Below are 24,423 nucleotides of genomic sequence, written 5' to 3'. Positions count from 1 at the left end.
CGGGCTGGAAAGCCGTCGCCGCTCACTTTAAGGTAAGGCTTTCACTCTCAACGGGAAAATTGACCATGCGTATTCTGGTAGTCGGCGCCGGCGCCACCGGCGGCTATTTCGGTGCGCGTCTGGCGCAAGCAGGACGTGATGTGACTTTTCTGGTGCGCGAGCGCCGCTTTCAGCAACTGCAGCAGACCGGTCTGGTGCTAAAAACGCCCGCCGGCAGCGAAGTGATTCAGCCGCAGCTGGCGCAGGCCGGTTCGCTGGATGGGCATTTTGACCTGATTATTTTGACGGTAAAAAGCTTCGCGCTGGATCAGGCGATGACCGACATCGCGCCCGCTGTCGGTCCTGACACGCTGATCATGCCGATCCTCAACGGCATGCGACATATCGATACGCTGCGTGCACGCTTTGGCGACAAGGTGATTGGCGGCCTGTGCAAAATCAACGCCACGTTAGGTGAAAACGGCGAAGTGCTGCAGATGACGCCGCTGCATATCCTCTATTACGGCGCGCTGGACGGTAACAACGATGCGCGTTTGCAGCGTGTGAATGAAGCACTGCGTACGGCGCAGTTTGATACGGTGTTTGCCGACAACATCATCAGCGAGCTGTGGGAAAAATGGTTGCTGCTCAGCACTCTTGGTGCGGTGTGTTGTCTCGCGCGCGGTAATACGCAACAGGTGCTGACGTCACAAGGCGGCGAAGCGCTGCTGCAAAGTGTATTTGGTGAAGTGTTGTCGGTGCTAAGCGCGGAAGGTTATCAGCAGCGCCCGGCGGTGACGGCGAAGATTTATGAGACGCTCAATAATCCCAAAGCGGCGATGACCTCGTCAATGTATCGCGATTTAACTCAGGGCTTTGAGATTGAGGCCGATCAGGTGATTGGCGATCTGCTGGTGCGCGGCGAGCGTAGCGGCGTGGTGACGCCGTTGCTGAACGCGGTGTATGTCAATTTGCAGGTGTACGTGCAGGGTCGATAAAACGGATCGGCGTGGATGACAATCTCCGGATTGGTTTTTCGTAGGGTGCGCATTTATGTGCACCAGGTCGCCATAAATGGCGACCCTACGCAGATAGTGTGAGTGACTGGTACATCATAGCCTTGACTGCACGCCTGGCAACTGCTTCAGGCGTTGCCAGCCCGCTTCCACCTCTTCTGGCACCTCGACGTGGCCAAGGAAACCTTTGCCGCGCGGCCCGTAACCATTTTCATCGTCACGCAAGCGCTGGATTTCCCCCATCAGCAGCGAGAGAAAACGCTCCATCGACCACAATCCCTGCGGCGGCGCACCAATAATGCGCAACATGCCCGCGTCCATCTTCACCTGCGGCACAAACACCGGCCAGCTGATAAATTCCGGCGCATCCGCACGATCGCGCCATTGATAGCGGAAGGTTTCCCAGGTACGACGCTGCATCAGCGGATCCTGCACCAGCAATACGCGCTGCGGTTGCCATTTGTGCTCATCCAGCAGCTGCTGGCTGAAGGCGGCGTTTTCCCCGCAGTTGCGTGAGGCGGTTTCCAGCAGCAGCAGATCGTCCGGCAGCGCGGCAAAGACGCGGGCGACATCGCCTAACAATTCGGCTTCGCTTTTGCCTTTGCTGTCGATTTGGCGATACAGCGGATGCGCGGCGAGCATCTCCACCAGCAACGGCGTTGAGTGGCCAATGCCGCCGCTGATCAATAACGGCAGCTGATACTTTTTCGCCACGGCAATCACCGCTTCCACGTTCGGTAGTACCGCGTGACCGGCGAGAATGGCTAAATCGATGTCGAGCGTGCCATCTTGTGGCATCTGATCCAGCGCCAGCCAAGCCGCCAAGGTGTTGATATCCTGAATCTGATGGTTATTGAGTTGCATCCGGTTCTCCTCTTTTTACCTTTGGCAGTGTAGCGGCTTAAGTGCGTGTCAGCAGGGAAAAATTTGCTACACTCGCAGCTTAATCTTCAGGAGAGATTCATGACTGCGCGCTCCGTAACCCTCGACGATGTTGCTCATCTGGCTGGGGTTTCTTATCAAACCGTTTCCCGCGTCCTCAACCATTCCGAACAGGTTTCGCCGCGCACCCGCGCCAAAGTAGAAGCCGCGATGCAGCAGCTCAACTATGTGCCGAATCGCGTAGCGCAGCAGCTGGCGGGAAAAAACACCCGTACGCTGGGACTCGCCACCAGTGATTTAGCCTTGATGGCGCCTGCGCAGATCGCTTCGGCGATTCAGCAACGCGCGGCAGCGCAGGGTTATCATCTGGTGATCGCCATGGCGAATCCCGACAGCGCGCCGCAGGACACCGTGAATGAACTGCTGGCACAGCGCGTGGATGCGCTGCTGATCAACCTGCCGCTTGATGCCGCGCAGGCCGCGCAGATTCAGCAACAGTGCGACAACAAACCGGTGCTGTTTCTCGACGTGGAGCGCAGCGCCGCGGTAGCGCAATGCCAGTATCAGAGCGAATCCGGTGCGCAGCAGGCGGTTGATCATCTGGTAGCGCTCGGCCATCGTCAGATTGGCGTGTTAAATGGCCCGGCAAGTTCTGCATCGGCGCGCGCACGTTTCGCTGCGTGGCAGCAGGCGCTGGCGGCGCATCAACTCACGCCATTCTGCGTGTTGAGCGGTGACTGGAGCGCGGCTTCGGGCTATCAGGCGCTGCTGGCGCAGTTGCCCGACCATCTGCCGCAGGCGATGCTGGTGGCCAACGATCAGATGGCGCTCGGCGCGATGCGGGCGCTGCATCAACATGGCGTGAGGATCCCGGCGGAGATTTCGCTGATTGGCTATGACGATACGGCGGAAAGCGCGTGGTATCAGCCGCCGTTAACTACCGTGCGGCAGGATTTGCAGCAGTTGGGCGCGGTGAGTGTTGATCGCTTACTGGCGCAGCTGGAAGGCGGCGATGTGACAGAGAAGACGCTGGAAACCGAGTTGGTACTGCGTGAAACCACGGCGGCACCGCAGCAGGATGAAGTGGATGTGGCGGAGATTGCGCAGCAGTTGCAGATTTTGGCGCGGAAGTTGAAGCGCACCTGATAAATAGGTGAGGTGCGCTTGGTCGCCATGAATGGCGACCCTACGAGAGAGCGAGTTTTACGGCGTCTTCTGCGTGGATTAAGGTGGTATCGAACAGCGGAACGCTAGCGTCTTCGGCTTTCACCAGCAAGGTGATTTCGGTGCAGCCGAGAATGATGGCTTCTGCGCCCTGCTCCACCAGCTCGGCAATAATCTTGCGGTATTGCGCGCGTGATTCATCACGTATCACGCCAAGACAGAGTTCCTGATAGATGATGTCGTGCACCACTTTGCGTCCTGCTGCATCGGGCACCAGCACCTCAATCTCCGACTGATTAAGCCGGCCTTTATAGAATTCCTGCTCCATGGTGAACGCCGTAGCCAGCAAACCGACTTTTTTCACGCCCGCCTGACGAATGCGCTGCGCCGTGGCATCGGCGATATGCAGCAGCGGAATGCTGACCGCATCGGTGATCTGCTGCGCGACTTTGTGCATGGTGTTGGTACAGAGCACGATAAAATCTGCGCCACCTTTCTCCAAACTGATCGCCGCGTCTGCCAATATCTCACCCGCTTTTTGCCACTCGCCTGCGGCCTGCAGCTTTTCGATTTCGTGGAAATCGACGCTGTACATCAGGCTGCGCGCGGAGTGCAAACCACCCAGCTGCTGCTTCACCTGTTCATTGATAATACGGTAATAGAGCGCGGTGGATTCCCAGCTCATCCCGCCAATCAAACCGATCATTTTCATCTGCTTAACTCCGTTTTAAACATGCTGTTCAGCACTGTAATGGTTTTCCGGCCAGCGCGCCGCAGGAAACAACGATAAGCGGATATTGAACAGATGGAACATGGGCGCAAACAGCGTGTTCTCCTGCATTGCCGCCGTTTCCAGTCGCAGCAACAGCGTGTTCAGTTCCACCAGCAATTCCGGTTGCGGCGTGGTTTGCAACGACTTCAGCCGGCGCTTAAGAAACTGACTTAGCTCGTGGAACATCGCCGCACTTTCAATGTGATGCGCCAGCAGCAGCTCCCGATGACGCGTGTAGTAGTCGTAGCAGTTTGCGCCCAGCCAGGCTTCGGCAATCAAATTGCCACCGGAGACCAACTCTGGCACTGGATCGACACGTTTACGCGGCAGGATGATGTTGACCTTATCCAGCGTGCGCGAGACAAACTGCTGCCGCGCGGTCAGCGTGACGCTGTTGAGCCGCACCGTGGCGATAAAATGCAGCAGTTCGCGGATACCTTTGCGCACCGCACGTTTGGCGGTCCACGACGGACGCTTGTTGCGGATTAGCGCTGTGATCACCACCGCGAAGGTAATGCCCACTAGCGTCGAAAGGATAGCGTTCACTATAAGCTGTAGATCGGGCTTAAAGTTGTGGCTCATGCCAATCAAGCCAGGAATCTGCGTGGCGACAATCAGGCCAATCAGGTTGGTCGACGGATTAGCGATAACCAATCCCAGCGCCAGCAAGCCCGGCGCAAGACAAATCACCAGCGCTTCGAAGGTCACCGCCTGCGGAATCAGCAAGGTGATATACAGCAGGCTGATCACCACGGAGATCAGCACACCTTTCAGGAACAGCTTCATCGGTGCAATTGGGCTGTCCATGCCGGCGAAGAAGGAACACAGCACCGCCGCCATCATCGGCGCGGTGGCGCCATCCACCCAGCCGCTGCCGATCCAAAATACGCAGGTGACGAAGGTGGCGATAAAGGCGGTGAACGACGACAGCAGCAACAATCCCTTATCGACGTGTTTGTGCGCGCGCGCCATCTTTCCGGCTTTGACGGCGGGCGTCCATTCACTGACGCGTTCGCTAACGCTTTGATAGGCATCAACGATGCGCACAAAATTGAGCAGGCGTTCCAGTAATCCCATTAGCAGAATGCTCTCTTCGCTGTTAAGCCTGCCCTGTTGCCACGCCTGTTTCAGCTGCTCTTGCGCGTGGCTGAGCTTGTCGCGCACCGGCAGCTGATCTTCACCGTTTAGCCACAGCAAAAATTGCTGGAAGACTTCAGCGATGTAGTCGGGAAAACGGATTTGCTGCTGCGCCAGCAGGTTGAGGCGCGATTCGATTGCCGTCAGCGTTGGGATGAAATAGGAGAGATGCTGATACTGCACGCTAACTAAACGCACCAGACGCCGCGCGGCATCGCCTTCATACACACAATGCGTGATGAGCGTTTCGACATTGAGCGGATAGTTGGCCATCTGAATCAAGATATCTTCGCGCTCCACCGACTTTTCAGCGGGCATCGCCGTGACCAACTCGCTGCACAGCTTGCGCGCATTTTGATACCACAGGTTAACGCTCTGCTCTAACAGATTGCGCATCGAGACCGGCCATAGCAGGCGATGCACCAGGCTGCTGCAAACAATCGCCACGGTGATCTCCTCAACGCGGGAAATCACCGTGTAGGTGATGGCCGATGGCGACACCACGTCGGGAAAACCCATGATTGCCGCGCTGTAGCCCGCCAGCATAAACACGTAGCTTTTCGGCGTGCGGTCGTGCAGCGAAAGATAGAGGCAAACCGCTACCCACAGCGAGATGCACAGGCTGAACAGCAGCGGATCCTGCACCGTGGCGGGATAGATCAGCAGCGTAAACAGCCCGCCCAGCAGGGTGCCGAAGAAACGGAAAACCGATTTCGATACCGTCGAGCCCGAATAGAGCTGCGAGGCAACGTACACTGTAGTCAGTGACCAGGCCGGTTTATCGAGATTGAGTTCCAGAGCAATGTAAAAAGCCAGAAAGGCGGCAAGACAGGTTTTGGCAGAAAACAGCACTGCGCTTCGTGAAAACCACTTCATAGAACGGGTAAAACCTTATGCAGGCAGCGGAATGGCTTATCCTGACAGAAGCTTTTGGTAATGGCATTTTGATTTGTTATACAAATTATTACCGTGCTAATTATATGGGCATCTATGGAAAACCAAACCCTGTTTGCTGATTACAGTGAATGATCCAGATCACATAAAAAACGGTTATAAGCGATCGAAATTAGTTATTTATTGGTTATATAAGGGCTTTGCTAAGGTGGCAAAAAAACCACACGAGAATCATCATGAAAGCAAAATTTCCAGTCCTGAGCGCTTTAGCTCTCAGCGTTGGCCTGCTCTCCACATACGCCTTTGCCGCTAACCCAGAAACCGTCACCATCGGCTATCAGAAAGCCAACATCTTTGCCTTGCTGAAATATCGCGGCACGCTGGATGAAACCTTTAAAAAGGAAGGCATTGCTATCCGTTGGGTGGAATTCCCGGCTGGCCCGCAGATGCTGGAAGGCTTAAACGTCGGCAGCATTGATTTGGCGGCTACCGGCGATGCGCCGCCCGCCTTCGCGCAGGCCGCGAAAGCCGATTTGATCTATCTCGGTCATTCTCCGGCTAACCCGAAAACGGAAGCCATCGTGGTGCCGAAAGATTCCGCGATTAAGAGCGTGGCCGATTTGAAAGGCAAACGCGTCGGCCTGAACAAAGGTTCTGACGTTAACTATCTGCTAGTGAAAGCGCTGGAAGATGCGGGACTTAACTACAAAGACGTGACGCCGGTGTATCTGCCGCCTGCCGATGCGCGCGCTGCGTTCCAGAAAGGCGCAATTGATGCGTGGGTAATTTGGGATCCGTACCTGGCAGAAGTGGAAGCCAACGCCGGTGCGCGTGAAATTCGCAACGCAGAAGGATTGGTGCCGCATTACACCTTCTATCTCGCCAGCCGTCCGTTTGCGGAAGGGCATCCTGATACCGCGAAACAGGTAGTTGATGAACTGAGCAAACTCAGCGATTGGGCGAACAAGAACCCGGATGACGCGGCAGCGATTCTGTCGAAATCGACCGGCCTGGATAAAGCCATCTGGCAAACCACCATTAAACGTCTGCCTTATGGCGCATCGCGCATGTCACCACAGGTGTTTGATGAGCAGCAGGCGTTAGCGGATACCTTTACGCGCGTGGGTCTGTTGCCAGTGAAAGTGGATGTGCGCAGCGCGACCTGGTCGCTGGATAAGAAGTAAATTATTAATTAATCCGGGCCTGATAAATGGCCTGGATTTATCTTTTATTCGTAATACGCACAAAAACGGCCTGAGACAGGTTGAGGTTTTCGGGTAAATCACACAGTTCCTGTGGTGCAATGGTCAACGGCGCGCACTTGCTGACCTTGTATGTCTTAAGCGTGATGTTTCCGTCTTGATGATCTTTCAGCTCCTGCATACCCGTCATTAGTTCACTGAAAATATCGCGTTCAGTCATGTCTCAGCCCCTTTTTAATCACGTTCCGCGCCTAACCTAAGGCGTCGCGCTGATTGCATTCTGTTGCTCCCTATTATTGATATCCATTCAAAAAAATCAGGGCCAATCATAATTAATAAATCAGCAATCGAGAATATAAATTTTGGCTTAAAACTGAACAGTTTTAAATTGGTTTCTGATTCACATTGAGATGTAACGTGATGATTTGAGAGGTTTGTGAGTTATGGTCGCCATAAATGGCGACCCTACAATTCAGGGATTCGTAGGGTGCGCATTTCAAGGTTTTGTAGGGTGCGCATTCATGCGCACCTGGTTTATCAGCCCTCGCCTCTGCCAATCTGCCAAATCCCCGTCGGGGCGGTGCCATTCACTTTCCAGTCGCCGATATCGCGCGCTTTGTACACCACCGGATTATGTGACGATACGGTTCGCGCGTTGCGCCAGTGACGATCCAGCGCTTTGCTGACGCGCGTATCTGATGCGCCCAACGCGTTGAACAACTCGGTAGCGGCGCGCGTTACCAGTTCGCTGGCGATCACCTGCGCCTGGCCCGCTTCGGCTTCGGCCAGCACATTCGCTGCGGCAACTTGCGCTTCATCGCTGCTGACGTGGGCAACATATGCTGATTGCAGTGAATGTGTCGCGCGGATCACCGTGGCTTCTACCGCAAAGGCCAGGCTGGTGATCTCCCCGATGACCTGAAGAATCTGCGCATCCTGACGCGTAACGCCGCCGTTGCCGTGGCTGTAAACCCGATTTCGCGCCGCCACCGCCTGTGCGCCATCGCGTGCCACCGCACGACCAATTCCCGCCAGCGTTGCCAGCAACACATGCTGATAGAAGGCGGTTTGATAACGGAAGCGAGTGGCGAAATCGTAGACGTGTTCCTGCTCGACATGGGCACTGTCAAAACGCGTGGTACCACTGCCGGTTAAGCGCTGGCCAAATCCGTCCCAGTCGTCTTCACGGGTCACGCCGGGTTGGTGAGCGTTCACCAGAGCGATGACGTCGCCCTGGTTATCGTTGCGGCGTGCATAGACGTCAATCCAGTCGGCGAACAACGTGCCGGTGCTGTAAAACTTCTCGCCGCTGAGCGTCCAGCCGCTTTCGCCTGGCGTGACGCGCGTAATGACATCGCCGAGTTTGACCGTGCCAATTTCCGTCCAGCCGCTGCCCACCAGCTCGCCATCGATAAAACGGCCAAACCAGCGATCGCGTTCCGCGCTGTCCGGTTGGTTCAGCCGGTCTTCGACAAAGGCGAAATGGGCGCGCAGCGCCTGCGGCAGATTCGAGTCGGCTTCCGCCAGTTCGGTTAACAGCTGGAACAGCTGCGGCAGCGATGCGCCCCAACCGCCCTTCTCTTTTGGGATGCGCACCGTGCCGAATCCCGCCTCTTTCAGCCAGTTAATCGGCTGATGCGGCAAAATGCGTTCCCGCTCGCGTGCTACCGTTCCTTCAGCGATGCGCGTGAAGATCGGTCGGAAGTGCGCTGCCAGCGCCTCATAATCGGTACCTGTTGCCAGTAAACTCATGGTGACTCCTGATGTGAAAGATCGTCGATGTCATGCAGCGTGGGCTCGTGTCGCACCGCCAACAGGAAGAAGATCGGGATGATCGCTGCCAGCGAAACCACCCAAAACATGTTGGTGCCGAGCGCGGCCTGCAGAATCGGCAGGATGAACAGTGCTAACGCACTGCCGATGCCGGAAAGCGCGCGGCTGAAGCCTACGCCGGTCGCGCGAATTGAGGTTGGATAGGAAAGCGCCGGATAAACCATCAGCTGCGCGCCCGGGCCGAAGCCTTCAGCAAACAGCCACAAACCGAGCATCAATACCGCAAAGACGATTCCGGCGATGGCTTCCGGATGACCTATCAACGCCAGCGCGATCAGCGCAAAGAATTGCAGGGCAAAGCCAGCGATGGCGACGTGACGCGACGGATATTTCCACGCCAGACGCATGCCGAGCAGGCCACCGGTGAAGGCGAACAGTGCGTTGAGGCCCAGCGAGGCGGAGATGGTTTCAAACACGCCCGCGCCGAGGAACTGCGCCAGAATCGACGGCAAGAAGAAAGCAATGGCGGTGTATTCAAATGAGATACAGATGTTCATCACGCCCGCGACGATGGTGCGTTCGCGCCACGGTTTCTCAAACAGCACGCGGAAACTCACTTTCGGCGCAGCAGCGGCCGGTGGCGCCTGATGTTCCGCTTCGTGTGCATGGATGCCGTAGGAATCACGCAGGATGCGCACCGCCGATTTCAGATCGCCCTGATTCGCCGCCCAAAGGGGCGATTCGTTCATGAATTTGCTGCGCACCGCGATGATTAGCAACGCCGGTACCGCACCGAACAGCAGCGACGCGCGCCACAGCCAGTCAAGATGCTCTTTCGGCAGCAGGAAGTAGAGCGCGAAGATCAACAGGAAGCACAGCGTTGACGCGGCGTACCACATCGGGCACCAGGCTGCGAGTCGTGCGGCTTTGTTGCCTTTACCGGCGAATTTGGAGAACTCCGCCAAATACGACATCGCCACCGGCAGATCGATCCCGACACCGACGCCCATCAGGAAGCGCGCGCCAATCAGCACCCAGACGTTCGGCGCTAAGCCCGCCGCAATCGCTGAAACCACAAAGAACAGCATGTCGGCCATAAACACCGAATAGCGGCCATATTTATCCGTCAGCCAACCGCCCACCAGATTACCGACAATGGTGCCAACCATAATTGAGGAGGTGACTAAACCGGTGAGCAGCGGCGAGAGCTGAAATTCACGCACCACATCATCGATGCCGTACGACAGCGTGGTGAGATCGTAGGCGTCGAGAAACACGCCGCCGAGCGCGAGGAACACAATCATGCGCGCGTAGTTGTCATTTTTGCTGCGAGTGTTGATCAGTCTTGCCACGTCACTGACCGAACGTACCGGTTCGGAAACCGGGATGGTGTTTTCTAAAGGAAGAGAACTCATAACGCCTCACGTTGTTGTTTTGTAGTGCAGGTGAGGTTGTTATAAGCGTTTTGCTGGCTGTACCAAAACAACAATTCTTGATATTAATTTACATTAAAATCAATTAGATAATTGAATTTTCGCCAACACAAAAACCCGGACACGCCTGACGCGTCCGGGTGTGCAAGCAGCAAAAATTTACTCGGCTGAGACCGGCACCAGCACGCCTTTTACCAGCGGATCGTCGGTGGTCTTCAACCACTGCTGGACGCGCGGATCGGAGAAGGCTTTTTTCAGCTTCTCGATGTTTTCCTGGTCCAGATAAGGTGTGCCAATCACCAGCTGAGAGGCGAAAGTGCGCGGTGCAGGCGGGAAGAGAATGCCTTTTTCGCGTGGCACTTTACCGGCGTCGAATTGCGAGACGTAACCAATCGCCGCATCCACCGAATTGAGCGCACGCGGCATGGTCAGCAGATCGAGCTCTTTAAACACGAAGCCGTGCGGATTGCCGACAATGTTCTTCAGTTTGGCCGTGCGCGGCTCGACGTTAGGATCGAGCGTGATTAAGCCCTGACGCGCCAGCAACCATAATGCCTGGCCCTGATTGGCGCCGTCATCCGGCACCACAATGGTCGCGCCCTGCGGCAGATCCGCCACCGACGTGTAGCGATCGGAATAGATGCCAAACGCCCACTGGAATAGCGGCAGCGTTGAGGTCAGCGCAAAGCCGTTGGCATCCACCACTTGCTTCAGCCACCATTGATGCTGATACACCGTCGCAGCATATTGCCCTTCCGCTACCGCACGGTCGGCTTGCACCGGATCCTGCACGCCAACCGCTTCCAGCTTCAGGCCGTAATCCGGCGCGATGTGTTCACCAACGTATTCGATCAGCTTCTGCTCACCCGCCATCGCCGGTTCAAAATGCACTTTCAGCGTGGTACCAAATACCACCGCCTGCGCCTGTTGGCCGCGCCAGAACCAGCCGCCTGCTGCGAGTACAACGACCACTATAATCAGTAGCAGCCACGGCCAGCGGCGGGTTTTACGCAGTTCGAAATCTTGTGTTGTCATAATGATGTCCCCTGAGGATGGCGTAATGCGGTGACCAAACGGTCGCCGAGAAATTGAATGGTTTGAATGAGGGCGATTAGCACCACGATGGTGGCGATCATGATGTGGTTGTCGAAGCGCTGATAACCGTACACCACCGCCAGATAACCGATCCCGCCCGCGCCGATGGTGCCGGCAATCGCGGAGTACTCAATCATTGAGATCAGGTTGAGCGTCACCGCCGCAACAATCGCCGGTAGCGCTTCAATGAGTTGTGCCGAGCGGATGATCTGCCAGCGCGAACCGCCGCATACCAAACCCACCGCCGTGACTTCGGCAGGCAGCTCACGCAGCGCGTTGTCCACCAGACGGCCAAAGAACGGAATGCCTGCGGCGATCATAGGCACAACGGCGGCGGGAATACCGATGGTGGTGCCGGTTAGCCAGAAGGTGAACGGAATGATGGCCGCCATCAGCACCAGAAACGGCAGCGAACGTCCCATGTTCACAATCCAACTCAGCACCCGGTTAATACCGCGATGCGGAAACAGACCGCGCGATGAGGTGTTAAACAGCACCACACCGACGATGCCGCCGAAGGTGACCACGAACAGCATCACGATCACCACCATCAATGCGGTTTCGCCCAGAGCGGGCAGCATCAACGCCGGGATTTCTGGCCACGGCGTATCCTGACTCATCACTGATACGCTCATACCGCCTCCCGCAACGGCAACACGCTGCCGGAAACGCTGGCAACTAAGCCCAGCTGTTCAAGCTGCGACAGCAAACGCGCCAGCGGCACGCGTTCCTGCTGATAGTGAATGCCCACCTTAAGGCGGCCCGCTTGCAGACCGTTCACCTGTTCAACGTGCGCACCGAGCAGATCGATCCGCAAAGCAAACTGCTGGCTGAGGCGCGATATCCAGTCGCTGGCGACCGGCACATCGGTGCGATAGCTGAGCTGCAACACCAGTTCGGCATCGCCCGCCTGCGCCGCCAGCGGGAACAGGCGCTGTCCCAGCAACGAATCTGGCTGCGCCAGCAACTCTTTCACCACGCCGTACTGCACGATTTGGCCATCGCGAATTTCCGCTACCGCATCCGCCGCCTGACGCACCGCATCCATTTCATGGGTGATCAGTACTATCGCCAGCTTGTAGTCATCTCGCAGTTTTTTTAGCAGGTCGAGCACGGTGACGGTGGCTTCGGGATCGAGTCCTGAGGTGGCCTCATCCGCCAGCAACACTGACGGGCGCAACGCCAGCGCCCGCGCGATGCCAATACGCTGCCGCTGACCACCGGAAAGCTGGCCGGGATAGGCTTTGGCTTTGTGGCTGAGACCGACGCTGTCGAGCAATTCGCCCACGCGTGCGGCGATATCGCGATCCACCACGCCGAGATAGTGCAGCGGCAAGGCGATGTTCTCCCACGCGGTTTTGCGTTGCAGCAGCGCGGAAGACTGGAAAACGGTGCCAATTGAACGACGCGCCTGACGCAGCGCTTCGCCATCCAGCCGCGAGAGATCGCTGCCGTTAACGCGTATGCTGCCGGCGCTCGGTTGCTCCAGCAAGCTTATGCACTTCGCCAGCGTCGATTTACCCGCGCCGCTCGGCCCAACAACGGCGGTAATGTTGGCTTGCGGCACCTGCAGGCTGATGGATTTCAGCACCTCAGTGATGCGGCCGTCGGGCGCGCGATAGTGTTTGCTGAGGTTATCTATTTCGATCATGAGACCTCCTGCAGCGTGGAGGATTTAACGCGATAGCCCGCGCCCGGATGCGGTGCCTGCAGCTGCGGACCGGCGGCGAATAACTTCTCGCGCAGCGTGCCCTGCGCATACTCTTTTTTGTAGACGCCACGTTTTTGCAGTTCCGGGATCAGCAGCTCCACCACATCTTCAAAGGTTTCATGCGTCAGTGCGTAGGCGAAGTTGAAGCCATCGACATCGGTCTCTTCCACCCAGCTTTGCAGCTCATCCGCGACGGTTTCCGCGCTGCCGACAATCAGCGGGCCAAAGCCGCCAATCCCAACCCAATCCGCCAGCGCTTTTACCGTCCACTGACGGTCGGGATCGGCGGTGGAGAAGGTTTCGACCGCCGATTGAATGGCGTTGGTGTGGATATATTTCAGTACCTGATCCGGCTGATACTGGCCGAAGTCGATGCCGGTCCAACCCGACACCAGCGCCAGCGCGCCTTCGTAGCTGACCCAGCTGGTGTACTCTTTCCACTTCGCCTGCGCCGCCAGATCGGTTTCGCCGACAATCACGGTTTGCAGATTGAAGATTTTGATGCTGTAAGGATCGCGCCCCGCTTCCGCCGCGCGGCGGCGAATATCAGCGACGGTTTTCTTCAGCAGCACTTTTGACGGCGCAGCAACAAACACGCATTCAGCATGTTCTGCCGCAAACTGTTTGCCGCGACTCGATGCACCCGCTTGATACAGCACCGGCGTGCGCTGTGGTGACGGTTCACACAGGTGAATGCCCGGCACGTTGAAGAAGGTGCCCTGATGATTGATGGGATGGATTTTGCGCGGGTCGCTGAAAATGCGGCGTTCACGGTCACGCAATACCGCATCCTGCTCCCAGCTGCCTTCCAGCAGTTTGTACACCACTTGCAGATACTCGTCGGCATAATCGTAGCGGCTGTCGTGATCGGTCTGGGTTTTATGCCCAATGTTGCGCACCCCGCTCTCCAGATACGAGGTGACGATGTTCCAGCCGATGCGGCCTTTGGTCAGGTGATCGAGCGTCGATAAGCGGCGCGCAAACGGATAGGGATGTTCAAACGACAGCGACGCGGTGAGACCAAAGCCGAGATGTTCAGTGACCAGCGCCATGGGCGTAATCAACGCCAGCGGATCGTTGACCGGCACCTGCGTCGCCTGGCGGATCGCCGCATCGCCGTTGCCGTTCAGTACGTCGTAAACGCCGAGCACGTCGGCGATAAACAGGCCGTCAAATTTGCCGCGCTCCAGCAGGCGCGCCAAATCGACCCAATACTCCAAATCTTTGTATTGCCAGGAACGGTCACGCGGATGCGCCCACAAACCCGGCGACTGGTGTCCGACACAGTTCATATCAAATGCGTTCAAGCGAATTTCACGTTGCGATGGCATAGCAATCTCCATAGCGAGGCCGTGATCGTGTTACGACCCGGCGTTCGTCAGTTAATTTTTAGGATGTTGAGAGATTAAAGCGCTGAAGGGGGACATCGCTCGGCATGAGCGATATGCAGTTCATGTAAAATATGCTGCGCCACGGCGGCGGCATGATCGGCGACCTGCGGCAATCCCATCAATTCACCGAAGCGCGCACGCGCAGCGGGACCGACAACAAACAGTCGTGCGTTGGGTTGGCCGGTGAGATTTAGCGTGCGCGACTGGCTGTCGACATCAATACCAAAACCGAGCTGGTCAGCACGAATCAAACCTTGCCGACTGAGCGATTGCAGCAGTGGCTGGCTGGCGGTTAAGGCTTCATGGCCGGGACCGGTGGTGACAATCAGATGATCGAGGCGATGGGTTTCGCTGGCACCATCGCGCGGGCATAGCGTTATTTGCAGCTGATTGCCGAGTTTAGAGATGTCGATAAGGCGCGCGGCCAGCACCTTCAGATTGCCCTGTTGACGACGTGCGTTGATCACCGCTGATACCTGCGGTGCTATACGATAGCGATGCACGTCCCACCACGAGCGCAAATGGCGGACAAAGCGCTGCTGCTCGCGCAAAGGCAGCGATTGCCAGATATCCTGACCTTGCACACGCACCTGATCGAGCACACGCTGCCACGGCAAATCCTGTTCAGCGGAACGCGCGACCTCGGCGCGGATATGTCGCAGCCACAGACGCGCGCTGGACGCTTCCTGCGGGGCTAACGTCCATTCAGGCCACTCACCGCTTAGGTTGTCGCGTGAAAGCTGCCCACGGCGCGAGAATGCGATTAACGGGCCACGATGCTGTCTGGTGCCCAGTGAAGCCACCACATCCGCCATACTTAAGCCGGTACCGATAATCGCCACCGAGGATTCTGGAACGATGGCGTCCAGTACGCCGTGTTGCCACGGATTAGCAATCAATGCCGGATGCGCCGAGAACGGTTGCAGCGCCCGCGGCAACGAAGGCGGCGGATGACTGATCGCTAACGCCAGCACATCACCTTGCAACGTTTCGCCGTTACTGAGTAACAGCTGCTCGCCTTCCCAGGCCACGGCGCTGGCCTGCACATGTCGCAGCGTGATGTGCGGATACGCCTGCGCAGCTTCCGCAAACTGTTCTGCCAGATAGCGACCGAACAGGCTGCGCTGCGGATAGACCGAGCCGTCGTCGCAGTGCGCTACTGAATCCAGTGAACATTCCGGCTGCTGGCGATACCAGTGATCAAACGCGCCCTGCTCTTCTCCACTTAACTGCATGCGCGAAGCGGGCACGTTGATGCGGTGTGCGGGCTCCTGCGTGGAATAGGCAACGCCGCCGCCGAGACTGGCGCGCGGTTCGACCACTGTAATCAGTAATCTGCTCGATGAGGTTCGTGCGAGATGAATTGCCAACGCTGTGCCGCTAAAGCCACCGCCAACAATGATTACCTGTGTCGTTGCCATTGCCTTCTCCTGCATTAGCTGGCGCTCGTCTGTTTTGAAGGACGCTTATCACCACCAATGGTTTCACCAAACGGCCCGGTATTAATGGTGCGTTCACGCTGCTGTTGCGCATTCGCCAGCGGGAGCAGCGGCAACAACAATTCGGCCACGCGATGCGCTTCTTCAAGATGCGGATATCCGGACAGAATAAAATTGGTGACGCCCAACGCCTGATATTCACGGATACGTTCAGCCACTTGCTCAGGGCTGCCGACCAGCGCTGTGCCCGCGCCACCGCGTACCAGACCAACGCCAGCCCAGAGATTCGGCGAGATATAAAGATTGTCGCGCGAACCTTGATGCAATGCGCTCATCCGCGCCTGACCGGCAGAATCCATACGCGCAAAGATTTTCTGCGCCTGCGCAATAGTCTCTTCATCAAGATGGCCAATCAACTTATCTGCCGCCGCTTTGGCTTCTTCTTCGGTCTCGCGCACAATCACGTGCAAACGAATGCCGTATTCAAGTTTACGTCCGCGCTGTTGCGCACGCGCGCGCACCACTTCCAGCTTCTCGGCAACCTGTGCTGGCGGCTCGCCCCAGGTGAGATAGGTATCGATCTGTTCCGCAGCCACATCAATCGCCGCCTCAGATGAACCACCAAAATAGAGCGGCGGACCATTCTCCTGCACCGGCGGGAACAGCACCTCCGCACCTTCAACGTGGATATGTTTGCCTTCGTAATCCACTTTCTCCCCGCGCATCAGGCGGCTGTAAACGTCGAGGAATTCTTTGGTGACTTCATAACGTTCACTGTGGTTGAGGAAAATGCCGTCGCCTTTGTTCTCGACGGGATCGCCACCGGTCACCACGTTAATCAATAAACGTCCTTCGGATAGACGATCAAGCGTTGTCGCCATGCGAGCTGCCAGCGTTGGCGGCTGCAGGCCCGGGCGCACCGCCACTAAATAGCGCAGACGTTTGGTGATAGGCGCTAACGCCGAGGCAACCAGCCAGGAATCTTCGCAGCTTTTGCCAGTGGGAATTAATACGCCGTAGAAGCCAAGATTGTCGGCGGCAAGCGCCACTTGCTGTAAGTAGGGTAAATCGACCGGGCGTCCGCCTTGAGTGGTGCCGAGGTAGCGTCCATCACCGTGCGTCGGTAAAAACCAGAAGACATTAATTTTATCGTTCGCGGAATCGACCATTATGCTTTTCCTATATAACTTTATTAAAAAATGATCATTTTGAACTGCTTATTTGGTTATATAGCTGTTAGCAGAAAGCGTGCCAGGTTGTTGATTAGCGTGAAGTGCTGTATTTCAGAGGGTTAAGGTTGTTGATTACGGCATATCGAGTTGCAATTGCAACTATGACGCAACAGCTATTGCTGCATATGCAACTGCTTATGCTTTTTACATGGTGTTAATAGTTGGCGTGAGCATTTAGCGTAGCGATATGCTCGTTAACGGACTCAATGCCATGCTAACCAATTTTAATAATCACACCGATTCTCCGCGCTTAGTCGATCCCGCCTCTCTGGCGTTTCAATCGCTGCTGGATAAATTCGCCCCCACGGATGCCACCGTACTGATTGTCGGCGAAACCGGCACAGGCAAAGAAGTGGTGGCGCGTTATCTGCATCATCACAGCCAGCGGCGTCACGGCCCTTTTCTGGCGGTTAACTGCGGTGCGTTAACGGAAAGTCTGGCTGAAGCCGAGTTGTTTGGCCATGAGAAAGGGGCTTTTACCGGCGCGACGCAGTCTCATCCCGGCTGGTTTGAATCCGCGCAAGGCGGCACCTTGCTGCTGGATGAGATTGGTGAGCTTAGCCCTTCACTGCAGGTTAAATTGTTGCGTGTGTTGCAGGAGCGCGAGATTACGCGTGTGGGCTCGCGCAAAGCGATCAAGGTGGATGTGCGGGTTATCGCGGCTACGCATGTGGATTTAGCACAGGCGATTCGTGAACGACGTTTCCGCGAAGATCTGTTCTATCGCCTGAATATTGCGGTGGTTCCGCTGCCGCCGCTGCGTCAGCGCCGTGAAGACATTCCACTATTGGCGCAACACTTCCTCGCTCTCTACGCACGACGCTTAGGCCGTCCGGCACGACGTCTGTCACCTGATGCGCTTGAAGTGCTGCGCGAATACAGCTGGCCGGGCAATATCCGTGAACTGGAGAACACGCTGCACAACGCCGTGTTGTTGAGCCGCGAAGAGACGTTGACGCCCGCACAGCTGCGACTTGCTGGTTACAGTGAACATGGCTTTAACGAGTCAAACGATTCAACGCTCGATAGTTATCTTCAGCAACAGCTGACCAACCAGCCGCAGCAACTGTTTGATCGCGTTATCAGCAGCCTGATTAGCAATGCGCTTTCGATGACAGATCAGAATCAAACCCAGGCCGCCGCGCTGCTGGGTATTAGCCGCCACACCTTACGCACGCATCTGGCGAATCAGGGAATGATTAAAGGACGGCGCAAAGCGCTTGTTTCTACGTCTTCATCCAATGCGCATGGAACGCAGGAACGCGAGTTACGAATCGGATATCAGAAGTTTGGTAATCTCGGCGTGTTAAAAGCCCGCCAAAGCCTCGAACACTGCTTCGCTCAGCAAGGCATTAGCGTGCTGTGGAGTGAGTTTCCTGCTGGGCCACAGCTGCTGTATGCACTGCAAAACAACGAAATCGACTTTGGTACTACCGGCGAAGTGCCGCCGATCTTCGCCCAGGCGAGCGGCAATGCGGTGACTTATATCGCGTGGGAGCCACCGGCGCCAAGCAGCGTTGGCATTGTGGTGCCGCATAACAGTGATATTCGCACTATCAGCGATCTGCGTGGTAAGCGCATATCGGTTAATAAAGGCTCGAACGTTCACTGGCTACTGCTGCAGTTATTGGAAGAAGCGGGCATTGGCCTGGATGAACTCAAAGTGGTGTATACGCCGCCTAAGTATCCACTGACCGCCAGTGATTATCTCTCGGTTGATGCGTGGATGATGTGGGATCCGTTGCTCAGCGCCGCTGAGAGCAATCCCGAGCTGCGGATTTTGGTTAATGGTGAAGGGCGCGTACGCAATCATCAGTTCTATCTGGCGCGACGAGATTACGTTGAACAACACGATGACATCCTCAGACAGCTGGTGGAAAGTTTGCAGCAAACGGGTTTGTTCATCGATAGTCATCGTCACGAAGCTTCAATATTACTGGCTCAGGAGCTGGGATTGGAAGTTGCGTCAGTAGAACGCGCATTGACACGTCGCAGCCACAAAACGCGTGCGATGGCCTTCGAAGTGATTAAAGAGCAGCAGACAATCGCCGATCGTTTTTATGCGTTGGGGTTGATTAATAAACCGGTGCGCGTGCGCGATGCAGTCTGGCAATTTTCATCAGCGCTGGCGTTGATTGAGTAAGGTTAGTCTTGAAAGTTATCCACGTTTTCTGTGGATAAATCATTGAATATCATCTGGCTAATCTCGCTTTGGGTCTTGAGTTGATGGCTGAAATTACAATCTTATTTGGCGATTTCAGCCTGAAATTTTATTTAAAAAGCTATATTTTTCATGGCAATAGAGATGAAATCGCTTGGGCGAATGGATGAAATTTCATTCGGTTGCTGCTCGGCTTTTATGCCTTCACTGGCGATTGCCGGTTTAGCGCGCAGCTGGTTAAATTGGCTGCAGTTAGTTTATCGGTATTGGTGAGTTAGAACCGGATGCCTTTTAGCTGCTGGTTGAAATGATGGCGATTTCAGCCTGAAATTTCCGCAGCGACAATCGATATTTCATACAGTTAGCGCTGAAATTGCGCTGGCGAGGCATTGAGAAGGGCATAAAAAAAACCGCCCGAAGGCGGCATTTCGCTTACTGATTTAGATACTTGTTGAGCGTCTCGTTAATCACTCTATCCAGCTCTTCCTGCAACTCTTTTGACTGGCGATTAAACTCGTAGCTGAACATGCGTCCGCGCGTTTTCTTACGCGCAAAACGATCTTTATCGGCGAAGCTCCACAAAGGCGTCGCAACGGTTTTGTCTTTCGCCGGTGACTGAATCAGCGTCTGGCTGCCGTTACGCACTAAACGCAGAATGCCGTTCTTCACTTCATCTTCCGCTAAACCATCGCGTGCGCATACGGTATCAACATCCATGCCGATGGTATCGATCAGTGCATCAACCGTTTGTCCGGTTTCCTGCAGCTTCTCGTAAGCTTGCAGCAGCGATTTATAGTCTGGATAAGTCAGCTCAGAATGATTCGGGAACAGCGTCACCAGCTCAAGCGGCACGCTTGCGGCTTGCAATGCACGCGTTACTTTGGCCTGAGAAAGTCCTTCGCTTTGCGCAATTTCCTTTTGCGATAATCCGCCATCTTTAAGTGCCAGCAAACGCATGCCCACTTCACGCAGGTTGTGCTCGCGCGCGGTCTGAATATCCTGCGCTAAACGACGCGCTTCTTCCGCAGAGATAGCCACTTCAGTGACCAGCACATCCAGCCCGGTTTTGCAGTGAAGAGCCGCAGCACGACGGCGTGAACCATCGAGAATCTCAATGCGGTCGTCACGCTTTACGCCAATCGCCGGGAAAAATTGCTGCAATTTAATAGTACGAATGATGTCGCGCAGCGATTCTGGCGTCAGGCCAGACTGATCGCGGCCATTGGTTTCCATCTTAACGAAAGTTTTCTCTTCGATTTCTTTCGCAGGGATGTGTTCCAGCGTGAACAGGGCGCGTTTACCCGTCGCCAGGATAAAGGTCTGAGAATGGCCATCGGCGCTTTCCTCAGTCTGCAATGGTGTCTGGCTGAAGGTTCGGCCAATGGTGATTCTTTTTGCGCTCATAGTAACCTCAGTTCAGGCGAATGAATTCAATACGGTCAAATACGGCTTTCGCGAAATCTTCCGCCGCTGAACGCGCATTCTTTAAGGCCTCGGTGCTGCCCACGTAGGTTGATGGATTGGCCGAGATAACCGTGTCAAACGACTCTCCGCAGCGCTCAAAGCCATCCAGGCGTGGTAAGGCAGCATCGAGCATATCGCCACCAAAAATCTCTTTCGCCAGGCTGTGACACAGCTTGTGGTCCGCTTTATTCGATAGTTTAGACATAAAGCCGATGTTGCCCTGCAAACGGCAGGCTGCACCCGATTCTTCAATGATGCCAATCAACTCCGGTAAACGCGTTAAGTACTTCAACGTGGAGTGGAAATCCACCTGCGCGGGAGGTACCGGTGTCATTAGCAAGTCCGAAGCGGCAATGGCGTTCTTCAGGAAGGCATCAAGATGCGGGCCGCTATCGATAAAGATAAAGTCGTAATCTTTCTTCAGCTTGGCCACCACATTGTCATACAGCACCGCGTGGATGTTCTGATCCGGCAGGTGAGCGGCGCACAGCTCTTCCCAACGCGAGGCAATAAAGGCGTCATCAATTGACGCCGGCAGCACATCAACGCCCGGAATAATCGATGAAACGATAAATTCGTTGAGCAACTCTTCACGGCTGACGTTCTGCAGCATCGCCTGCGCAGCGGTAGCTTCCACTAATCCTACTGAACGTTGGTGGTTCAGGAACATGGTGGCGGAGGATTGCGGGTCCAGATCGATGACCAGAATACGCAAATCTTCAAACAGCAGATGCGGATGGGCGCGCAATGCATGTGCCAGCGAAACGGTAGAGACCGTTTTCGACACGCCGCCTTTAAGGTTGCCGACAAAGATGCTGAAGGCTTCATGATGGCGGTCGCGATATTTAGGCACGCCGCGATGGTGATAGATATCAATGATGTTCTGAATCGACATCGCATACTTGGTTGAGCTGCCCGCTGCACGCTTATCGAACGGATAACCGTTCTCTTCCATCTCGTTTACAGCGTAATCCACACTCGCACGCGTCAATTTTGGCAGTTTGGCTAACGCCGCTTTAGCGTAAACCTGATAGAACGTGTTTTCCCGCAACTCTTCTTTCTGCGCCTGAATCTGTTCTGTCAGGCTCATCAGCATTCTTTCTGAACGTTGTGCAACCTTCAGAACTTGCTTCTCATCGTTAGCCATACTTGCTCCACACATGTAGGATTTATGACTTTATACATAAATCCAGCACACGAGGCAAATATATCTCTTCTGCACAGGAAGAATCAGTTATATGGAAACACCTTGATTAAGAGCAGTTTAACGCAAAGATTCACTGTAATCAGTGATCGTTATTTAGCCATTACGTTTATTTGTACAACTTTGAACCGCTGTTTTCTTGCTCATTGGGACAAAGGTTCACTGTAATCAGTAGCTGGTTTTTCCTTGGTAGGCTTTTAAATAGAGAAAGGAGGAGGGTGGTTGTGGCTGAAATTGCTGGAACGTTCACTGTAGTCAGCAAGCCGAAGAGGGCAAATGTTCACTGCAATCAGTAAAAGGTTCACTGTAATCAGCAAGTGGCAGGCAAAGATTCACTGTAATCAGTAGAGCCTATGTGGACGAAAGGAGCAGGCAAGCGAGCAACGACGAAGTTCACATTGTTGGGATCTTCACTGTAATCAGTAAAACTTGATGACATTTCATTCTCAACGCCTAACGTTCACTGTAATCAGTGAAAACCGTGTGCTCATCATAGAAAAAGATTCACTGTAGTCACTAGATGCTTATCGCGCTTCGATTAAACGTTCACTGTAATCAGTAAGTCAAATCTGCAAGTTGGACAGAATATTCACTGTAATCAGTAAAAGTTATGACCCGGTGAAGAACGTTCACTGTAATCAGCAAAGCTTGTTTAGTACTTTGATACGAGCGTTCACTGTAATCAGTAAACCGATCTTTACCGTCAAATGGATGTAGCTGAAATCGCCATAAGCGATTCACCGAAATCAACGGAACGCCCCCTCAGACATTCACTGTAATCAGCACATGCATCACGTTAAATGGCTTTCTTGATGACAGCTGATTGATGCTGATGTTCACTGTAATCAGCATCTACGTTCACTGTATTCAGTAAAAGCGACGCGATGAGCTGTTGATTGTCATGCTGCAAAACCGGTGGGGCAGGGGAAGTGGTGACAGCGTTCACTGTAATCAGTGACAGCGTGACGTGCTCTTAAAGCAGCATATAAGCGTCAGTACGAACTTCCCTCGCTTTCGTTCACTGTAGTGAGAAGGCAGGCCAAACGTTCACTGTAATCAGCTTAGTGACCAACCCTGTCACTTTTACTGGCTGTATTAACAGTTAATCTGCTGATTACAGTGAATCACGTTGGACCTGGCTTTATTGATACATATAAATCATGAAGTTGCATTTTATCGTTCACTGTATTCAGTACGCAGCCCTGTGATTAGCATTCACTGTAATCAGTGAAAGCGAGCGCTTGAACAAACGTTCACTGTGATCAGTAGAAAGGCCATAAAAAGGGAATTTGAGTGAAGCGGTGCCGCCCTTGTAAGTACTCACTATCTTTAAAAGTAGCTTAGAAAGGGCACAACGCGGTTGAAGACATATCAGAAGACATGACAAAAGCAGAAGGTTTCTGATTACAGTGAACGTTGCTGATTACAGTGAATGGCTTGAGGGTGTCTGATTACAGTGAATGCTATGAGAAGAGCATGTGTCACTTTTGCTCAAAAAGTGACACTGCTTGAGGGGATTTGCTGACTACAGTGAACGGGTAAAATCACTCTTCGAATTCGATATCTTCCAGCGAATCGATACTTTCGAGGTTGCTGATGCCATCGAGTTTTGGCGTCCTGCTGTGGATGATGAAGAACACTGAGCGGCCACGTTTCACTTCCGAATAGTCGAGATAGCCGATCTCTTTGAGCTGCTCCATCGCACGTCGAACCACGTGATTTTGCGTGGTGGTTTTCGAGCCCAGGTTTAAACGCATACGCAAACGCGCCAGAGAAATTGGCGCCGGATTGGTCGGCAAACTTTCGAGATAGGTATACAACGCCTGAGCTGATTCTTTACGCTTCAAACGCGAAATGGCCCGCAGCTGCAGTAACACTTTGTGGTCGAAGTTATAGAGCTCGAACAACTTAGGATCGGCTTGAATGCGCACCAGATCCTTTTCACGATCGTAATACGCCGATTGCACAAGGTGTGTGTGATAGGCTTTGCCATTACCTTCAAAGGACAACGTATTGGTGGCAATGCGTCGCAGAGAGGCATCTAAACGCTTACGCAACGCGGCCGAGGAGTTTGCCGAAGGGATCCCGCACATCTTAACGAAATCGATAAACGGCAGCGTCACGGTGTCGCCCTTTGAGGGATAACGCGAGAAAGACTGAATAATACCGGCCCAGGTTTTGAAATCATTATCCATATCCAGCCTTGCACCGGTGATGGTAATCTTTTCGTAACCTTCCGATTTTACTAAAGAAAGGTTCTTCAGCTCTTTCGTAGCATCGGTCGATGCCATCGCGCCTGATTTACCGCGCGCTGTGGATTTCAATGTAGGAACAAACAGACCCAGGCGCATTAAAGCGACCGGTTGTACGGTGTTATTTTTATTGGGGTGGAGTTGAATAACTTCACCGCTGTTTTTTGTCACCGACAGAAAAGGCTCGAGTAACGCCTTGTTTTCACTCTCTTTATCTGCCAT

Annotated in this window: 19 protein-coding genes; 4 read left to right on the top strand and 15 right to left on the bottom strand. The window is 54.5% G+C overall.

The window, feature by feature from the left end:
- Positions 1-65: 65 nt before the first annotated feature.
- On the top strand, positions 66-977 hold the full coding sequence (locus NR302_RS19770) for a ketopantoate reductase family protein (RefSeq protein WP_258145545.1): 912 nt from the start codon (positions 66-68) through the stop codon (positions 975-977).
- 114 nt (positions 978-1,091) lie between these two features.
- On the opposite strand, the gene NR302_RS19765 is transcribed toward NR302_RS19770, so the two are convergent.
- Positions 1,092-1,859 (bottom strand): YdcF family protein, encoded by a 768-nt coding sequence (locus tag NR302_RS19765; RefSeq protein ID WP_258145544.1) that lies wholly within the window; start codon positions 1,857-1,859, stop codon positions 1,092-1,094.
- 99 nt (positions 1,860-1,958) lie between these two features.
- On the opposite strand from NR302_RS19765, the gene NR302_RS19760 reads away from it, so the two are divergent.
- On the top strand, positions 1,959-3,023 hold the full coding sequence (locus NR302_RS19760) for a LacI family DNA-binding transcriptional regulator (protein WP_258145543.1): 1,065 nt from the start codon (positions 1,959-1,961) through the stop codon (positions 3,021-3,023).
- A 40-nt stretch (positions 3,024-3,063) separates the two neighbouring features.
- On the opposite strand, the gene NR302_RS19755 is transcribed toward NR302_RS19760, so the two are convergent.
- Both NR302_RS19755 and NR302_RS19750 read right to left on the bottom strand, forming a co-directional pair.
- The gene (locus NR302_RS19755) at positions 3,064-3,753 is read right to left on the bottom strand and encodes an aspartate/glutamate racemase family protein (RefSeq protein WP_258145542.1); all 690 of its coding nucleotides are present in this window, start codon (positions 3,751-3,753) and stop codon (positions 3,064-3,066) included.
- A 15-nt stretch (positions 3,754-3,768) separates the two neighbouring features.
- Positions 3,769-5,826: an FUSC family protein gene (locus tag NR302_RS19750; RefSeq protein WP_258145541.1), complete on the bottom strand. Its 2,058-nt coding sequence runs from the start codon at positions 5,824-5,826 to the stop codon at positions 3,769-3,771.
- A 254-nt stretch (positions 5,827-6,080) separates the two neighbouring features.
- Between NR302_RS19750 and NR302_RS19745 the strand changes: the two genes are divergently transcribed.
- Positions 6,081-7,028, top strand: a complete 948-nt coding sequence (locus tag NR302_RS19745) for a sulfonate ABC transporter substrate-binding protein (protein WP_258145540.1) — start codon at positions 6,081-6,083, stop codon at positions 7,026-7,028.
- Positions 7,029-7,065: 37 nt separating this feature from the next.
- Here NR302_RS19745 and NR302_RS19740 read toward each other — a convergent pair whose 3' ends face one another.
- From NR302_RS19740 to ssuD, 9 genes are all read right to left on the bottom strand, one after another.
- On the bottom strand, positions 7,066-7,266 hold the full coding sequence (locus NR302_RS19740; protein WP_258145539.1) for a hypothetical protein: 201 nt from the start codon (positions 7,264-7,266) through the stop codon (positions 7,066-7,068).
- A 317-nt stretch (positions 7,267-7,583) separates the two neighbouring features.
- The gene (locus tag NR302_RS19735) at positions 7,584-8,798 is read right to left on the bottom strand and encodes an acyl-CoA dehydrogenase family protein (RefSeq protein ID WP_258145538.1); all 1,215 of its coding nucleotides are present in this window, start codon (positions 8,796-8,798) and stop codon (positions 7,584-7,586) included.
- A complete protein-coding gene (locus NR302_RS19730) occupies positions 8,795-10,234 on the bottom strand; it encodes an MFS transporter (protein ID WP_258145537.1) in 1,440 nt (479 codons plus the stop codon). Before NR302_RS19730 ends, NR302_RS19735 begins: the two co-directional genes overlap by 4 nt.
- A 177-nt stretch (positions 10,235-10,411) precedes the next feature.
- On the bottom strand, positions 10,412-11,287 hold the full coding sequence (locus tag NR302_RS19725) for a MetQ/NlpA family ABC transporter substrate-binding protein (RefSeq protein ID WP_258145536.1): 876 nt from the start codon (positions 11,285-11,287) through the stop codon (positions 10,412-10,414).
- Positions 11,284-11,982, bottom strand: a complete 699-nt coding sequence (locus NR302_RS19720) for a methionine ABC transporter permease (RefSeq protein ID WP_258145535.1) — start codon at positions 11,980-11,982, stop codon at positions 11,284-11,286. Before NR302_RS19720 ends, NR302_RS19725 begins: the two co-directional genes overlap by 4 nt.
- Positions 11,979-12,998, bottom strand: coding sequence for a methionine ABC transporter ATP-binding protein (locus tag NR302_RS19715; RefSeq protein WP_258145534.1), 1,020 nt, complete (start codon positions 12,996-12,998; stop codon positions 11,979-11,981). Before NR302_RS19715 ends, NR302_RS19720 begins: the two co-directional genes overlap by 4 nt.
- A complete protein-coding gene (locus tag NR302_RS19710) occupies positions 12,995-14,389 on the bottom strand; it encodes an LLM class flavin-dependent oxidoreductase (protein ID WP_258145533.1) in 1,395 nt (464 codons plus the stop codon). The genes NR302_RS19715 and NR302_RS19710 overlap by 4 nt, the downstream gene beginning before the upstream one ends.
- A gap of 74 nt (positions 14,390-14,463) precedes the next feature.
- Positions 14,464-15,870 carry an FAD/NAD(P)-binding protein gene (locus NR302_RS19705; protein WP_258145532.1) on the bottom strand — a complete coding sequence of 469 codons (1,407 nt, stop codon included), beginning with the start codon at positions 15,868-15,870 and terminating at the stop codon, positions 14,464-14,466.
- A 14-nt stretch (positions 15,871-15,884) separates the two neighbouring features.
- On the bottom strand, positions 15,885-17,057 hold the full coding sequence (ssuD, locus tag NR302_RS19700) for an FMNH2-dependent alkanesulfonate monooxygenase (RefSeq protein ID WP_258145531.1): 1,173 nt from the start codon (positions 17,055-17,057) through the stop codon (positions 15,885-15,887).
- 274 nt (positions 17,058-17,331) lie between these two features.
- On the opposite strand from ssuD, the gene NR302_RS19695 reads away from it, so the two are divergent.
- Entirely contained in the window at positions 17,332-19,263 is a 1,932-nt protein-coding gene (locus NR302_RS19695; RefSeq protein WP_258145530.1) for a sigma-54-dependent Fis family transcriptional regulator, read from the top strand.
- 450 nt (positions 19,264-19,713) lie between these two features.
- Here NR302_RS19695 and NR302_RS19690 read toward each other — a convergent pair whose 3' ends face one another.
- The 3 genes from NR302_RS19690 to NR302_RS19680 all read right to left on the bottom strand — a co-directional run bounded on the left by NR302_RS19690 (position 19,714) and on the right by NR302_RS19680 (position 24,423).
- A complete protein-coding gene (locus NR302_RS19690) occupies positions 19,714-20,685 on the bottom strand; it encodes a ParB family protein (protein WP_008109175.1) in 972 nt (323 codons plus the stop codon).
- A 7-nt stretch (positions 20,686-20,692) separates the two neighbouring features.
- Positions 20,693-21,892 (bottom strand): AAA family ATPase, encoded by a 1,200-nt coding sequence (locus tag NR302_RS19685; RefSeq protein WP_008109176.1) that lies wholly within the window; start codon positions 21,890-21,892, stop codon positions 20,693-20,695.
- A 1,601-nt stretch (positions 21,893-23,493) separates the two neighbouring features.
- Complete coding sequence (locus NR302_RS19680; RefSeq protein ID WP_007886110.1) at positions 23,494-24,423, bottom strand: RepB family plasmid replication initiator protein; 930 nt, start codon at positions 24,421-24,423, stop codon at positions 23,494-23,496.

Origin of the sequence: Pantoea sp. SOD02, from assembly GCF_024707505.1 — a bacterium.
Taxonomy (GTDB): domain Bacteria; phylum Pseudomonadota; class Gammaproteobacteria; order Enterobacterales; family Enterobacteriaceae; genus Pantoea; species Pantoea symbiotica.
Note: the sequence above shows the minus strand (reverse complement) of the source record. Positions and strands in the feature narration are given on the sequence as shown.